This is a genomic window from Acinetobacter populi, from assembly GCF_002174125.1.
Classification (GTDB): domain Bacteria; phylum Pseudomonadota; class Gammaproteobacteria; order Pseudomonadales; family Moraxellaceae; genus Acinetobacter; species Acinetobacter populi.
On the sequence record NZ_NEXX01000005.1, the window covers coordinates 219,208 to 235,277 of the forward strand.

General features: G+C 41.7%; 12 protein-coding genes. 4 read left to right on the forward strand and 8 right to left on the reverse strand.

Annotated elements, in window-relative coordinates:
* Positions 1 to 4: 4 nt before the first annotated feature.
* The 3 genes from gabT to CAP51_RS13800 form a co-directional block, all read right to left on the reverse strand.
* Entirely contained in the window at positions 5 to 1,264 is a 1,260-nt protein-coding gene (gene gabT / locus CAP51_RS13790; protein ID WP_087621326.1) for a 4-aminobutyrate--2-oxoglutarate transaminase, read from the reverse strand.
* A 233-nt stretch (positions 1,265 to 1,497) separates the two neighbouring features.
* A complete protein-coding gene (locus CAP51_RS13795; protein WP_087621411.1) occupies positions 1,498 to 2,679 on the reverse strand; it encodes a hypothetical protein in 1,182 nt (393 codons plus the stop codon).
* Positions 2,680 to 2,787: 108 nt separating this feature from the next.
* A complete protein-coding gene (locus tag CAP51_RS13800; protein ID WP_171294800.1) occupies positions 2,788 to 4,059 on the reverse strand; it encodes a Glu/Leu/Phe/Val family dehydrogenase in 1,272 nt (423 codons plus the stop codon).
* Positions 4,060 to 4,399: 340 nt separating this feature from the next.
* Here CAP51_RS13800 and pdxR point away from each other — a divergent pair, with 340 nt between their 5' ends.
* Positions 4,400 to 5,899, forward strand: coding sequence for a MocR-like pyridoxine biosynthesis transcription factor PdxR (pdxR, locus tag CAP51_RS13805; protein WP_087621328.1), 1,500 nt, complete (start codon positions 4,400 to 4,402; stop codon positions 5,897 to 5,899).
* A 120-nt stretch (positions 5,900 to 6,019) separates the two neighbouring features.
* Here the strand turns inward: pdxR and CAP51_RS13810 are convergent, their stop codons facing one another.
* Positions 6,020 to 6,253, reverse strand: a complete 234-nt coding sequence (locus CAP51_RS13810) for a hypothetical protein (RefSeq protein ID WP_087621329.1) — start codon at positions 6,251 to 6,253, stop codon at positions 6,020 to 6,022.
* A gap of 294 nt (positions 6,254 to 6,547) precedes the next feature.
* A complete protein-coding gene (locus tag CAP51_RS13815; RefSeq protein WP_087621330.1) occupies positions 6,548 to 7,978 on the reverse strand; it encodes an amino acid permease in 1,431 nt (476 codons plus the stop codon).
* Between the two features lie 375 nt (positions 7,979 to 8,353).
* On the opposite strand from CAP51_RS13815, the gene CAP51_RS13820 reads away from it, so the two are divergent.
* From CAP51_RS13820 to putP, 3 genes are all read left to right on the forward strand, one after another.
* A complete protein-coding gene (locus CAP51_RS13820; protein ID WP_245809174.1) occupies positions 8,354 to 9,364 on the forward strand; it encodes an alpha/beta hydrolase in 1,011 nt (336 codons plus the stop codon).
* Between the two features lie 215 nt (positions 9,365 to 9,579).
* The gene (gene rarD, locus CAP51_RS13825; protein ID WP_087621332.1) at positions 9,580 to 10,533 is read left to right on the forward strand and encodes an EamA family transporter RarD; all 954 of its coding nucleotides are present in this window, start codon (positions 9,580 to 9,582) and stop codon (positions 10,531 to 10,533) included.
* A gap of 277 nt (positions 10,534 to 10,810) precedes the next feature.
* Positions 10,811 to 12,304 (forward strand): sodium/proline symporter PutP, encoded by a 1,494-nt coding sequence (putP, locus tag CAP51_RS13830; protein WP_087621333.1) that lies wholly within the window; start codon positions 10,811 to 10,813, stop codon positions 12,302 to 12,304.
* A 265-nt stretch (positions 12,305 to 12,569) separates the two neighbouring features.
* Here the strand turns inward: putP and mnmE are convergent, their stop codons facing one another.
* From mnmE to yidD, 3 genes are all read right to left on the reverse strand, one after another.
* Positions 12,570 to 13,928, reverse strand: coding sequence for a tRNA uridine-5-carboxymethylaminomethyl(34) synthesis GTPase MnmE (mnmE, locus tag CAP51_RS13835; RefSeq protein ID WP_087621412.1), 1,359 nt, complete (start codon positions 13,926 to 13,928; stop codon positions 12,570 to 12,572).
* Positions 13,929 to 14,012: 84 nt separating this feature from the next.
* Positions 14,013 to 15,734: a membrane protein insertase YidC gene (gene yidC, locus CAP51_RS13840; protein WP_087621334.1), complete on the reverse strand. Its 1,722-nt coding sequence runs from the start codon at positions 15,732 to 15,734 to the stop codon at positions 14,013 to 14,015.
* A 17-nt stretch (positions 15,735 to 15,751) separates the two neighbouring features.
* The gene (gene yidD / locus CAP51_RS13845; RefSeq protein ID WP_087621335.1) at positions 15,752 to 16,060 is read right to left on the reverse strand and encodes a membrane protein insertion efficiency factor YidD; all 309 of its coding nucleotides are present in this window, start codon (positions 16,058 to 16,060) and stop codon (positions 15,752 to 15,754) included.
* Positions 16,061 to 16,070 lie beyond the last annotated feature (10 nt).

Consider the following 16,070-nt stretch of genomic DNA (forward strand, 5'->3'; position numbering starts at 1 on the left):
AAAATTAAGGTAGTTTGGCAAAACCCTGTTTTAAAATATCCAGACCTTCACGGAATTGTTCTACCGGAATGGTCAATGGATACAAGAAACGAATCACATTGCCATATTTACCACAGGTAAGAATCAACAAACCATTTTGCATGGCATAGTTTTGTACTGCTTTGGCTTGTTCTGCGGTGTTAAATTCTACAGCAACCATTGAACCCAGCGCACGAATATCAGTGATTACATTGACAGTTTTTTGTTGAATATGTTCCAAAACTGAAACCAGTTCGGCGCCCAATATATTGGCACGGTCACACAGCTTTTCACCTTCGATCACATCAATCACTGCATGTGCAGCCGCCACTGCAACCGGATTACCTGCATAGGTACCCCCCAAACCACCCGGATTTGGCGCATCCATCACTTCGGCACGACCAACCACCCCAGAAATCGGGAAACCACCACCTAGGCTTTTTGCCATGGTAATCAGGTCAGCTTTGGTTTCATAATAATTCATGGCAAATAATTGACCAGTACGGGCAAAACCGGATTGCACTTCATCAGCAACGATTAAAATACCATGTTGATCACACAGTTCACGCAGACGTTTTAAAAATTCTGCTGGCACCACATTAAAACCACCTTCACCCTGAACAGGTTCTAGTACAATCGCTGCCACATCATGTGCCGCCACATCTTCTGCAAAAATATTTTCGATACTTTCAATTGCATCATCAACACTGATGCCTTTTGATGGGACTGGATAACGGGCATGGAACACGCCTGCCGGCATCACACCAAAATCACGTTTGTAAGGTGCTGTTTTACCTGTCATTGCCATGGTCATAAATGAACGACCGTGGAATCCATTACCAAAAGTAATAATACCGTGACGACCTGTATAAGCACGGGCAATTTTTACTGCATTTTCGACAGCTTCTGCACCGGTAGAGAAGAATGTAGTTTTGGCTGGACCTGCAATCGGCGCACGTTCATTAATACGTTCTGCCAATGCAACATAGCTTTCATACGGTACAACCTGATAGGCAGTGTGAGTAAATTTGGTTAATTGCTCAGTCACCGCAGCAATGATTTTTGGATGGCGGTGCCCTGTATTTAATACGGCAATTCCCCCTGCAAAATCGATAAATTTATTGCCTTCAGCATCCCAGATTGTCGCATTTTCAGCTTTCTCTGCATACCATTGGCACATCACGCCAACGCCTTTTGGAGTTGCTTGTTGTTTACGTGCATTAAGTGCAGAGTGTTTACTGTCCATTTTATGTCCTCATTCTTGATTAAAGCGTACAGCTTTGATGGGTGTAACCAGCATGTTTTTTTGACTGCTTACAGGGCTGTTTATGTTTTTTATTTTGCGCTTTTTGCCATGACTGACGAGAGCCACTTTGACATAGAAGGAGAGAGCCAATTCAAAGTAAATCGCTCACCGTAATTTCACTGCACAAAAAAGGCATATCCGAAGATATGCCCCTTAAAATATACAAAATCATTTTAGAAGTTATACATCAACAAAAGATTGAGTAAACGGCTATGACCATTGCCATCACCATTCACCAGCGAATTTTCATTGCCGCCAATAAATACATCATTTTTACCAATAATATATTCCGCTGCAAATGACAGTTGTTTTACATCCAGCTGTGCACCCCAGATTTGACGACGTGAGGTAGCAAAACCACTTTTGTCCTTGTCATAAATAGCATAAGTTACATAAGGTGTCAGATGATAACCATCAATAATATTTTTAAATTGGTAATTTAGATCAGCCACATAAAAATTACCTTTATTGGCTACATTATATACCGAATCAAAAGAACCCACGGTTGAATAATCAGGTGTAATTAAAGATTTGTTATCAACATTATTCTGTCCAATGCTAAAGGTTGCATTTGCATTCTGATAACCTAACTGTCCAAAAACCGTCCAAGCCTTACGATGCCCAGTTTCGCCATTATCTTTATTGTCCAGATCAGAATACCAATACGACCCGCCAACACCCAGTTTTAAATCGGGAACAGCAGTAACTGCAATATCCTGTTTAATACGGGCAAGCCACATATTTTTTTCTTTTAAAGTGGGTGCATCGGTCTCATCCGTGCGGACAAAATTGGCAGAATAACGTGCGCTATCACCGCCACTGCCTGCATAGTGACCACCATCACGAACAAAATAGGCCAAATCTATATGGGTGTTATCAAACAATTGATGCTGATAATTGATCCCCAGATTATGCACATCTTCTAGACCTGCATTATCCAGCGAACTACCATACCAACTGCTGCCCCAGCTACGACCTACACCAAACGGCATATTTTGTAAGCCAACAGTTACACGATCATGTGCATTGATTTTATATCCCAGATTTGCATTGACCAATGTCGATAAATCACACAAGGTATCAGATTGATAACAGCGATATTCAAGTTCACCAAACAGATGCTTTGCATCATATTTGATGGTGAGTTTTGCCGCGTCAAATTTCAGTTGTTGATCACTATCAGAATAATCCTTATCTTGATATTTGGCTCGTAACCAGCCAGACAATTCAATCTGTCCAAGATTAGATGTTGCGTCACCCAAACTTAAATCACTGGCAAATACAGCAGGGGAAAGCCCCGTGCATAGTCCGATTGCCAGACCTACCACCATATTCCGATACACATATTTCGACATATTCAAACCCCAAAAAATAATAAATCCATATTGAAACGCTGCTGTCCGATCAGACTCCATAAACCAACCGGACCAAGACGACTTAGATCAAAATTAACTGGACCGAAACTAACCTGGATAGGTCCCGCGTTCCTTACGAGCAATCAGAATACGTTCACAGGCCAGAATATAGGCCGCAGTACGTAATGAACAATTGACATGAATGGCCTTGTACCAGACGTCATACACTGCCTTTTTCATGATATTGTCCATACGTTGATTGATTTCTTCTTCCGTCCAGAAATAACTGGCTATATCCTGTACCCATTCAAAATAGCTGACCGTTACACCACCGGCATTACAAATCACATCCGGCACGACAGTAATCTGACGCTGGCTTAAAATTTCATCTGCACCGCTTAAGGTAGGGCCATTGGCACCTTCCAGAATCAATCTAGTTTGAATGGTTTGTGCGATATGCTCATCAATTACCCCTTCAAGCGCAGCAGGAATAAAAATATCAGCAGGAATTTTCCAGAATTGATCGGCATCAATTTCATTTTCCGGCGCATAACCCTGAATTTTGTGATGACGTTTCTGATACTCCATCAGTTGGACAATATCAATGCCATCGGCCTGAAAAAGCGTGGCAGAATGATCCTGAATACAAATCACTTTGGCAGCATGTTCATGGAATAATAATGCCGCTTCACTACCCACATTACCAAAGCCCTGCACACAAACCCGTGCCTCTGGAATATTCAATCCGATCTGACCAGCAACTTCACGCCCAGTGACAAAAACTCCGCGACCTGTGGCTTTAACCCGTCCCAGTGATCCCCCCAAATGGATTGGTTTACCTGTGACTACGCCTGTAACCGTTGAGCCGGCATTCATGGAATAGGTATCCATCATCCACGCCATAATTTGCTGGTTGGTGCCAACATCAGGTGCAGGGATATCTTTTTGTGGTCCGATAATCAGATTAATTTCCGAGGTATAACGACGTGTTAAACGTTCCAATTCACGTTTGGACAACTGAGTAGGGTCAACACGTACACCACCTTTGGCACCGCCAAAAGGTAAATTTAATGCAGCGCATTTGATGGTCATCCAGGCAGAAAGTGCCATAACTTCATTTAAATTGACCTCTGGATGAAAACGTACACCACCTTTTCCGGGTCCCCGGGTTAAATTATGCTGAACCCGATACCCTTCAAAATGCTGAATGCTGCCATCATCCATTTCTACCGGAATATCCACAATTAAACTACGTTTTGGACGACGTAAAATATCCAATCGATCTTTTAATTCACCCAGGAATGGTGCAACTTTATCCAGCTGATTAAGATAGTTACTCCATGCGGTGGTGTGCTGATCTGCATAGGTCAGGCTTTTAATCATCATATTCATGGCATTGGTCTACATTGATGTATTGATATGGAAAATACGTTCATAGCGTTGAGACATACATATCGTCATGATGATGAGTTACAGCACATGCCGTTATCGATGCGCTGGTTAAGGCTCACGTAGGAATTATGGAAACCTGCTTGTTGTTTAACAAAATTAGGTGCAGAATATTCTTGCCTGATGTTCTGCATTTAACTGCGACAACGCCCAAACCACACTTCCTCTTCTCAACATCAAAATACTTTATAATCACGCTATATCGACTTAATTTTGCACCTCTCGGTCCATATCTCACGAGAGCCACTTTTATATTGTAGGAGAGAGCCAATTGCGTAGTTTACTTGGAGATTATTTGTTGCAGCGTTTACAACAAGATATCGAGGGGACACTACATCAACGCCTTTTTCGATGCTTGCGCTATGCCATTGTAGAAGGGGTACTGGCACCTAAAACCCGATTACCAGCTTCACGGGATCTGGCCAAAGAAATTGGTGTTTCCCGTAATACCGTTCTAAGTACCTACGAACAATTACAAGCCGAAGGTTATGTAGAAGCACGTACCGGACATGGCACCTGGGTCGTTGAAAAACTACCCGAATCTTTTTTAACGACATTAGCAAATCGGGGCAAGCATCAAGAGACTCAAAGCTTATCCAAAAATTATGTACTGTCACAACGTGGCTCAAGCATCGTTGGCTATGCTGCGGCATCACCAAATCAATGGGGTGCCTTTGTTCCAGGTGCGCCTGACGTTACCGAATTTCCGCATCATGTTTTTAGTCGTATTCAGGCAAAACTAAGCCGTGAACCTGATGTTAATCGTCTGATTTATAGCAATGCAGGAGGCTGTGTCGAATTACGACATGCCTTGGCAGACTATTTAAAAATCGCCCGTTCGGTACAATGTGATGCCGATCAAATTATTATTACCGAAGGTACCCATCAGGCTATTGATCTAGTGTCCCGTGCCTTGAGTGATATTGGCGATCAGGTCTGGATTGAAGATCCCGCCTATTGGGGTATGCGTAATATTCTGCGTATCAATGGCGTCAATATTCGTGCTCTGGCAATTGATGAAGAAGGTATCATTCCCGAATTACATCCCAAAACGCCGCCCAAATTAATCTTTGTTACCCCTTCTCATCAATATCCTTTAGGTTCACATTTAAGCCCGGCACGTCGCAAACAATTACTACAAATTGCCCGACAACATGGGAGCTGGATCATTGAAGATGATTATGACAGTGAGTTTAGATTTTCTGGACAACCATATCCTTCTCTACAGGGTCTGGAACCTGATGCACCAGTCATTTACATGGGCACCTTTAGTAAAACCATCTATCCAGCCTTACGACTAGGCTATCTGGTAGTACCGAAACAATTATTCTCGCCACTGCGTATTGTGGCAGCAGAGCTATATCGGGGTGGACATTTATTAGTTCAAAAAGCACTGGCTGAATTTATTCGCGAAGGACATTACGAAGCACATATCCGTCGTATGCGATTGCTCTATGCAAAACGCTATCACTTCCTGATGCAATTGATTCAGCGTTATCTGGGACCCGATTTTATTCACGAATACAACAGTGCAGCCGGACTACATCTAATTTTAAAATTACCCACCCACTGCGATGATGTTGCCATCGCTACCAATGCATTACAACGAGGTGTCACTGTCAGAGCACTTTCACAATATTATATGCATTCTCATGCCCGTGCCCAACGTGGACTGTTGCTGGGCTTTGCCTGTGTTGATGAAAAAGACATGATGATGGCTTTTGGCGTGTTATTACAATGTCTAAGAGAAGCAGGGGTACTCACACTGTAGACTTGATATTCACAATCACAAGTCATTATTATTCGATCAATACTCATTCAATGAACTAAAAAATAAGGCTGACATTCGAGCCAACCTTATTTTAAATTTAGTGACCAAGGTTATTGAAAATTACCAGCCTCTGTCTTGACCACGCCCGCCACCTTGACCACGATCATCATCGTAACCACGATTATTGCGATCGCCACCTGGGCCGCGATCACCGCCTTGATTATCATAACCACCACGATCGCCGCCTTGACCACCATGACCACCACCATGCGCAGGGTCTATCCACAGACATCCAGAAAAACTAAGGATAGATAAAATTGCTACGCCTGCTAGACATAATTTCACTTTGGTCATCTCTATTCTCCTTACTGTAAAACGGATAATACTAAAGAAATGGTAAGGTTTAATGATGAGAATTATGCAGATTTTTGTTAAATTATATACTCAACTTAGACTGTTTCTGAGCTTTGCCTGTGTTGATGAAAAAGTCATGATAATGGCATTTGGCGTACTATTATAATGCTTCAGACAAGCGGAAATCAGCACATTACCTGTGTAATGGCTTAAACAATTTTTTAATCCACAAAAAACAAGAACCTCACAAAGAGGTTCCTGTCTCAACAATTTGAATCCTGACTTTAAATAATCTTAACTTTGCTTTTCCGGCAAAATTTGACTTGTTGTTTCTTTTTTACCCCAGTCAAATTTCTGTGCACAGATTCCCAGAATAACAATGAAAATTGCCAAAATGGAGGTATAAGTCACTTCCTTAAAATAAGTGCCTTCAATCAACATAGTAATGATTGAGCCAATAATCATGATAATCACGGCATAAGTTAACCATGGGAATAACCACATTTTAAAATCAATTTTTTTGCCTTCAGCTTCGAGTTTTTTACGCATACGCAACTGGGAAAATGCAATCGCCAGATAAACATATAAAGCCACTGTTCCAGTTGCCAACATCAATACATCATAGACATTCATACTTTCGGTGGCAGTCAAATAAACAGCAACTAGAGAGAAAACACTGGATACCAGTACCCCAACCCATGGACTACTGTTACGGTTCATAAATGCAAAACTTTTCGGCGCATCACCACGATTCGACAATGAATACATCATACGTGAGCAAGTATATAACGCCGAGTTAAAACAGCTACATACCGAAGTTAACACCACAAAATTAACGATATGACGTGCTTCCGGGATACCCAGCATGCTTAAGGTAACGCTATAAGTTCCCCAAGTTGGATCTTTTAATAAAGGATTGTTATGTGGAATCAAACACACAGTAATAAACATTGAACCAACATAAAACAGGATAATACGCCAGACAATCGAATTAGATGCTTTACGAATTTCCTTAGCCGGATTTTTAGATTCAGCCGCTGCCACCGTCACAATCTCGGCCCCCATATAGGCAAACATCACCCCAAGCAACGCCGTCACCACTGATGAGAAGCCATTGGGCATAAACCCCTGTGCAGTCAGATTAGCAACACCACCTACCATATCCGGATCACCCCATGGCCATAAGTGCATAATTGCTAAACTACCCACCACCAGAAACAGGACAATGGCAATTACTTTAATCAGGGCAAACCAGAACTCAAATTCACCATAATTTTTCACATCCTGTAGGTTGACCCAGACTAGTCCGATAATCACCAACAGCATATAACCCCAGATCGGGATAAAGGGAAACCAGTTATGTAAAATTTTCCCTGCGACATAGGCTTCCCACCCCATTAAAAGTGTCCAGAAACACCAATATAACCATCCAATTGAAAAACCGGCCCAACGACCAATCGCACGATCTGCATAAGTGGAAAATGAACCGCTATCCGGATTAAGTACTGCCATTTCTCCAAGCATACGCATAATCAGCAAGACCAAAAGGCCACCTATTGCGTAAGCCAAAATAGCAGCAGGACCGGTTGCATAAATCACACTACCTGAACCAACAAATAAAGCCCCTCCAATCACTCCGGCAATGGAGATCATGGTCAAATGGCGTGATTTCAATCCATGCTTTAAACCCTGAGAGGACTCGGATGCACTTTGATGAGCTGCCATATCATTTCCCTTAATCAATCAAGGAGAGAAGCTACCCAGGACACATGTCTGGCACCTCTATACTCCTCTTAAACTTGAACTGACTTGCCCATTGTTTCATCAAACCAGAAGCAATGGACAAATCGGATATTTCTGTATGCATACTTCTGAATGAATCTAATGTGTCGTTTTGGCAGCAAAGAAACGAGAGCCATTTTTTGAATAAAAGAAAGAGCCAATTACAGGAATAAAACCAAATTCTTCTCCTCATGTCATCTCAATGACGTAATTCATTGTTCAGCTTGGATAAATGTAAATACAGTATCGCAAGTTCTCCGGCCTATGTTGTATGATGAACAGACAATATTTAAAATCATTAAATGTGCGAGCTAAACATTGAAAATCATCTCAAATAAAATCGCCTTGTCGCTGCTATTTACTTTCTGTGTTTTAGCATTGGGATGCCAAAGTTTACCCACCACACTGGTGGCAAAAATGATGGATAATCAGCAAACACAAGAAACCGTTGCTTATCTCAATCAATATGCACAAAACCATGTTCAGCAAAAACTCCAAGTAGAGGGAAATCTTGCCTATGGCAGCATGTCACGACAAGATCTGGATATCATCTATCCGCAAAAATTGTCTACATCCAAATTACCAGTGGTCTTTATGGTGCATGGCGGTGCGTGGGTAGCTGGCAATAAAGAAGGCACCTTGCCTTATGCCAAATTAATTGCCGATCAAGGTTTCGTGGTCGTTAATGTGGAATACACACTGGTACCACAAGCAGCCTATCCACAGCAAATTCTTGAACTGAATCAAGCTGTGCAGTTTGTTTTACAACAGCAAAAACAATATCCAATTGATCCTGATAAAATATTTTTTAGTGGTGATTCAGCAGGAGCCAATATTGTCAGTACTTATGTGGCTGCCTTAAATTCAGAATCATTACGACAAAAGATCCAGTTTAACCCTGCGCTACAAGCGGAACAGGTCAGGGGATTAATCCTGCATAGTGGCGTTTATGATATTAAAAGCTTGTATCATCATAGTGGGAAGGCTGGCAGAATTATAAGCTGGGGTACACAAAGTGTACTCGCCCAATACAGTGGAGAAAAACAGCCCAGCGACGCGCGTTTAGATGAGATGTCTGCTTATCCATGGCTCAATCAAAATTATCCGCCTGTTTATCTGAGTGCTACAAAAGTTGATCTGCTTACCATCAGCCAATCCTTACCCTTTATTGCGAAATTAAAGGCATTACATGTGCCCGTGGTCAGTCAAATCTATGACAAAAATTATAGTGAACAGATCAATCATGATTTTAATTTTGATATGCGCTTTAATGCGAGTAAGACAGTGCTGGATCAGTCCATCGAGTTTTTAAAAACTTACTCAAAATAAGACCGGTTCATCCAGTAAATTTAAAATTGTAGTGGGAGAAAAATCTATCTTTAAAATCCACTGCGCCATGTTAAACTGCAACGAAATAAACAAATATGAATCATGGTCACTGTCATTTTTTTTAAACAGCATTTCATAATTTTTATTTCATCTTCGTGCAATTGATTTACATCAGAAAGTTGTGTTTTTGATGCTGTAGAAATGGGCGTATGAGCATGCTAAAAGGAATCCTGTTTTCTGTCATTGCTTCTGCAACATTTGGCTTGTTGTATTTTTATACCCAGTTTCTTGCGGTATTTAACAGTGAACAAACTTTTGGCTGGCGTATTGTGGCAACCCTGCCTTTTGTCACGCTCTTGATGTACCTGCTGGGTGATCTAGTCCAGATTAAACAGATTTATCAGCGAATAGTGCAAAAACCCAGTTTTTTACTGATGTTAATACTGTGTGCTGCCTTATGTGGCTTTCAACTCTGGCTATTCTTGTGGGGACCTATTCATGGCCGCGGCTTACAGGTTTCTTTAGGCTATTTTTTATTGCCATTGATTCTAGTACTGTGCGGTTGGCTACTTTACGGTGAGAAATTATCAAAATTTCAAATTGGGGCTATTTTTTTAGCCATTATCGGTATTAGCCATGAAATCTGGCGAGTCGGTTCAATTGCATGGGAAACCTTGTGTGTTGCTATCGGTTATTCGGTTTATTTTGTTCTGAGAAAAAAATTACAGACCGATCATCTGGGCGGCTTTTGGTGGGAATTACTGCTGATGAGTCCTGTTGCACTGTATTTTATACTCAATAGCAAAACGCTAACGATCATGGCTTTGCAACCAAGTTTATGGCTGGTCGTCATGGGTCTAGGTGTATTAAGTGCGATTGGTCTAGGCAGTTATCTACTTGCCAGCCGTCTTTTGCCACTGGTGCTGTTCGGTTTGTTAAGTTATCTGGAACCGGTACTTTTGGCTTTGGTCTCTCTTTTTCTTGGAGAGAGCATTCAGCCGGATGAATGGCTCAGTTATGTGCCGATCTGGTGTGCAGTTGGATTACTGGTCATTGAAGGCAGTATGTATTTGTACCGACAAAAACAAAAACGGATATCTCTGCAACGCAAGACTGCCACATTAGAAAGTTTAAAACAGCAGCATGGAGCAGATGAAAATCATGGATAAATTTCAATTGCTAAAATACGCACTTGGTTAAAATGTTATATTGTCATTTCGATTTAGGACAATGTTTCACTTATTTTTTTTATTTATAAGCTATAAAACAACCAAACTTCAGAAAAAAACAAGAAAAACTTTTAAAAATCTAATTATTTTTATTACATTGTGATTACACAATTTTATGAATTTTGTGTGTTTAAATCGCAGACTTTCTCGCATTCAATCAGCATGTCATAAATTTAATCTGAATTTTGCTTGAGTCTCATAAGGAATTGCCAATACGATGAATCATTTTAATCCAACTTCCATCACGTTTATCTTGTATATCGTGCTCATGGTTTGTATAGGGATATACGCATACCGAGCAACCAAAAATTTTTCGGATTATATTCTTGGGGGAAGAAGTTTAGGTAGTGTGGTCACTGCTTTATCGGCAGGGGCTTCCGATATGAGCGGCTGGTTATTGATGGGATTGCCCGGCGCAATCTATTTATCAGGTTTATCAGAAGCCTGGATTGCCATCGGATTAATCATTGGTGCATGGCTGAACTGGTATTATGTTGCCGGTCGTTTACGCATCCACACCGAAGTTCAGCATAACGCGCTGACTTTGCCCGACTTCTTTACCAACCGCTTTGATGACCGCAAACGTATTTTACGGGTGACATCAGCACTAATTATTTTGATTTTTTTCTCAATTTATTGTGCTTCAGGCATGGTTGCAGGCGCACGTTTATTTGAAACGATTTTTGCCATGGATTACAGCACGGCATTGTGGATCAGTGCAATTGCGACCATCAGTTATGTATGTATTGGGGGATTCCTTGCCATTAGCTGGACGGATACGTTTCAGGCTGCAATGATGCTTTTTGCCTTATTACTAACGCCAATATTTACCTATCTGGCACTGGGCGATAGTCAGGTGCAATTTACCCAGCTGGTTGAAACTGCACGGCCACATGCCTTTGATATGTTTTCCAATTTAAGCATTATTGCGATTTTATCTTCAATGGCGTGGGGATTGGGTTATTTTGGTCAACCGCATATATTGATACGCTTTATGGCTGCCGATTCGGTCAAGTCTATTCCTTCGGCACGTCGCATTGGTATGGCCTGGATGATTCTATGTTTAATTGGTGCAGTATCGGCAGGTTTCTTTGGTATTGCCTATTTCCAGCAATATCCAGAACTGGCTGGTGGCGTTAATCAAAACTCCGAGTTGGTCTTTACCGAACTGACCAATATTCTTTTCAATCCATGGATTGCAGGGATTATTATGGCGGGGATTTTAGCTGCCATTATGAGTACCTTGAGTTGTCAGCTTTTGGTCTGTTCAAGTACCTTAACCGAAGATCTATATAAAGCTTTTTTACGCAAATCCGCTTCACAGCAGGAATTGGTCTGGGTTGGACGTATTATGGTCATCGCCATTTCCATCTTTGCAATCTGGCTGGCCAGCAATCCAGACAGTAAAGTGCTGGGTCTGGTATCTTATGCTTGGGCAGGTTTTGGAGCAGCCTTTGGACCATTAATCCTGTTGTCATTATTCTGGAAACGGATCACCTTAAATGGCGCAGTGCTCGGTATGATTGTCGGTGCAGTAACCGTGATTTTATGGAAGAACTTGCTCACATCTACAGGTATATATGAAATCATCCCTGGTTTTATTCTAGCAACAGCGGTCATGATCGTCGTCAGTTTACTCAGCAAAGCACCAAATGCACAGGTGGTGCAACGGTTTGAAGAGGCTGAACGTATTTATCAACAAAGTAAATAAATGCTTTGATTCATCAAAGAGGCTTCTGCCTCTTTTTTTATTTTTTCAAATTTAATTTCAACTGGCTGTGGCAAATCACAAAGGACCAATTATTGGCATCACGCATCTGGCAAAGCATGATTAAAATATTCCCATTGAAGAATTAGTAATTGAACGTGCCATCAATATCAATACAGCAGCAGGTGGCAATACCAGTTTAATGACAATGAGTGATAATTTATCAAGACTGTATTACAATCAAAGTATTACAGCCTTTTTATTTCAATTACTTACCAATACAAAACGATCCAAAAATCTTCCCTAACAAATCATCCGCACTAAAATCGCCTGTAATCTCACCCAGCGCATTTTGTGCCAGACGCAGTGACTCTGCTACCAACTCCCCTGCATGATAGTCTACCAACTGAATACGGGCCTCTGAGAGATAGTTTTGAGTACGCTGCATGGCATCCAGATGTCGGGTACGGGCAATAAAGGTGTCTTCTTCTGGCTGGAAGCCTGCATATTGCGTCACCACCTCCACCAGTTGCTCAATGCCCTGATTTTGTTTTGCAGATAATACGACACGCTGATAGTCCTGCAGACGATCAATATGAGCTACTGTTGCTGTCAAATCACATTTATTGGCAATTAAAATCAGCCGTTTTGGGTCCATATATTCAGCAAAAAACTGTTCCGCCAGTTGCAATGGCTGTTGTTCCTGACTCAGATCATAAACAAATAACAGTAAATCTGCCTGTTCAATGGCTTTATAAGCACGGCGGATGCCTTCTTGTTCCACGACATCACCGGTATCCCTTAAACCGGCAGTATCAGTTAAGGTAATCGGCAAACCGTTTAGACTGATTTTTTCATGTAATACATCACGAGTGGTACCTGCAATATCCGTTACAATGGCACGATCTACTCCAGCAAGGGCATTGAGTAAACTGGATTTTCCCGCATTTGGTTTACCTGCAATCACGACCTGCAAGCCTTCACGTAATAACTGTCCCTGACGTGCTGATTGCTGTACATTTCTAACCGCCATTTGCACATCTTCCAGTAGGGCCAAAATTTTTCCATCAGCCAAGAAATCAATTTCTTCTTCGGGGAAATCAATGGCAGCTTCGACATGTAAACGCAAATGAATCAGTTTTTCCAGTACTGCATTGACGCGTTCGGAAAAGGCACCTTGTAAAGAGCGTACCGCAGACCGTGCTGCTGCTTGCGATGTGGCATCAATCAAATCAGCAATTGCTTCGGCTTGAACCAGATCCATCTTGCCATTTTCAAAAGCACGCATGGAAAATTCGCCGGCTTTGGCAGCTGTTGCACCCAATTGTAAAACACGGGCGAGCAGGGTATTTTGAATCACAGGTCCACCATGCCCCTGAAGTTCCACCACATCTTCTCCGGTAAATGAATGTGGATTCGGAAAACACAATACCAAGCCTTCATCTAGCACATCACCAGATTCATCTAGAAACTGGCGAAAACCCGCCATTCTGGCTTTGGGTAAAGTCTTAGCAGTTAAAGCTTCGGCAATGATGAATGCTTTAGGTCCTGAAAGACGAATTACACCGACGCCACCACGACCGGGCGGAGTTGCAATCGCAGCAATGGTAGAAGTGGTGGTAAGCATCAGCATCGTCCTGTATTAACATCAAGGCAATAAAAAATCCGCCTAAGATTATCATCTTAAGCGGATTTATTCAGCTAGTTTAGCTTAATTTGAAACTTTCGCTGCACGCTCTTTTTCTGCACTTTTATTGATAAACCATTGTTGTAAAATGGTAATACTGTTGTTGACAATCCAGTATAAAACCAGACCGGCAGGGAAGAACAGCATAAAGACAGTAAAAATAATCGGCATTAAACGAAATACCTTGGCCTGCATCGGATCGGCGGGCTGTGGATTCAGCATCTGCTGAATAAACATGGTCGCACCCATCAATAGCGGCAGAATGAACCATGGATCCATGGCTGATAAATCCTGAATCCATAGAATCCATGGGGCATGACGCAATTCTACACTTTCCATCAGTACCCAGTACAATGCCAAGAAAATCGGCATTTGTAGTAATAATGGCAGACAACCAGACAAAGGATTAACCTGTTCACGTTTGTAAAGCGCCATCATTTCCTGAGAGAAACGCATACGATCTTCGCCAAATTCTTCTTTCATGCGTTGCATTTCTGGTGCAATAACACGCATTTTTGCCATCGAACGATAACTTTTTGCAGAAAGTGGCCATAAAATCAATTTGACTAGAATCGTCAATAGAATGATTGACCAGCCCCAGTTACCTACAATATTGTGGAAGAATTGCAGACCTGCAAACAATAATTTGGCAATTGGCCATAACCAGCCATAATCCACAGTTTGATTTAAACCAGCTGCCAGATCTTTTAGTTCTGATTGAATTTTAGGACCCGAATATAAGGTTGCACCAATATCGTATTGTTTACCCGCAGGCACATTCACCAATGGTGAACGGAAACCAATGATATGGTAATCGCCAGTATTACGGGATTCTAAATGTGCGGTATAACTAGCATCGGGTACCCATGCAGATACAAAATAATGTTGCACAATAGCAACCCAACCACCCTTGGTTTGTTGATTGAGTTTGTCTTCATTAAAGTTGGTAAATTTCAGCTTGTTATAATGCTCATCCTGTGTACCCCAGGCACCGCCAAGATAAGTTCCAAGGGTAAAAATTCCCTGATCCGACTTACCGGGATCTTCAGCACTATCACGCTTTAACTGACCAAACATTTGACCTTGCCAGTTGGCATTACTGCGGTTCACAATACGATAGTTCACTGCAATTGGAAAATCACCTTGGGTAAAGCTAAAGGTTTTAATGATTTCCACGCCATCAGCAGTCTTATAGACCATCGGTACTTCAAGCACTTGCTGTGCTTTACCGTCTTTGTTATTTACAGATTTTGCATCAGCCAAATCATATGCAGTTTTTGCCACTTCATAAAGTGGTCTGCCTTGAGGGCTTTGGTCAGGTCCATTGGTACCAATCAGACCAGATTGTGCAATATAGACATGTTTGTCATTTTGCAGCATGACAAAGGGTTGATCACTATCTTTACTTTTGTCATGTGTCAGTAATTCTAGACGAACAATATCGCCACCTTTGGGATCAATCCACACATTGTATTTATCTGTTTTGACAGAAATAAGTTGATGTGTCACAGATGGCGCTGTGTTTGCTGCCGCAGCTGGTGTCACATTCGACTGTGGAATATCTGTTGCAGCAGTATTTGTTTGTTGCGTTGGAAGATCCGCCGAGTTATTACCAGCTTGTGCTACCACCGCAGGCGGTGTTTCAACATTTGCTTTATGGCCATAATCCTGTTGCCAGGCCAAAATCAGCAAATATGCAGTCACAAACATGGCACCGAGAATCGCAAACCTGGCCCATTGTTGCATAGTGTTTACCCTAAATTTTAAATAGAGGTTGAATTGTGTTGACGTTCACGCAAGGGTACATAAACGTAAGAGATTTGAGAATCATAAAGTTGAAACGAAATACATCGTAAAGGTTTTGGCGGCACCGGGTCATAACCATGACCACCCCAAGGATGACAACGACACAACCGTCTTGTACTCAAATAAACTCCCTTTACCGTACCATGAATATGTAACGCTTCAATAGCATATTGAGAACAGGTTGGAATATAACGACAACGTGGTCCAAGTAACGGACTAATCACAATTTGATAAAAGCGGATACACCAATGTAATATTTTTTGCATTGGTTTACTC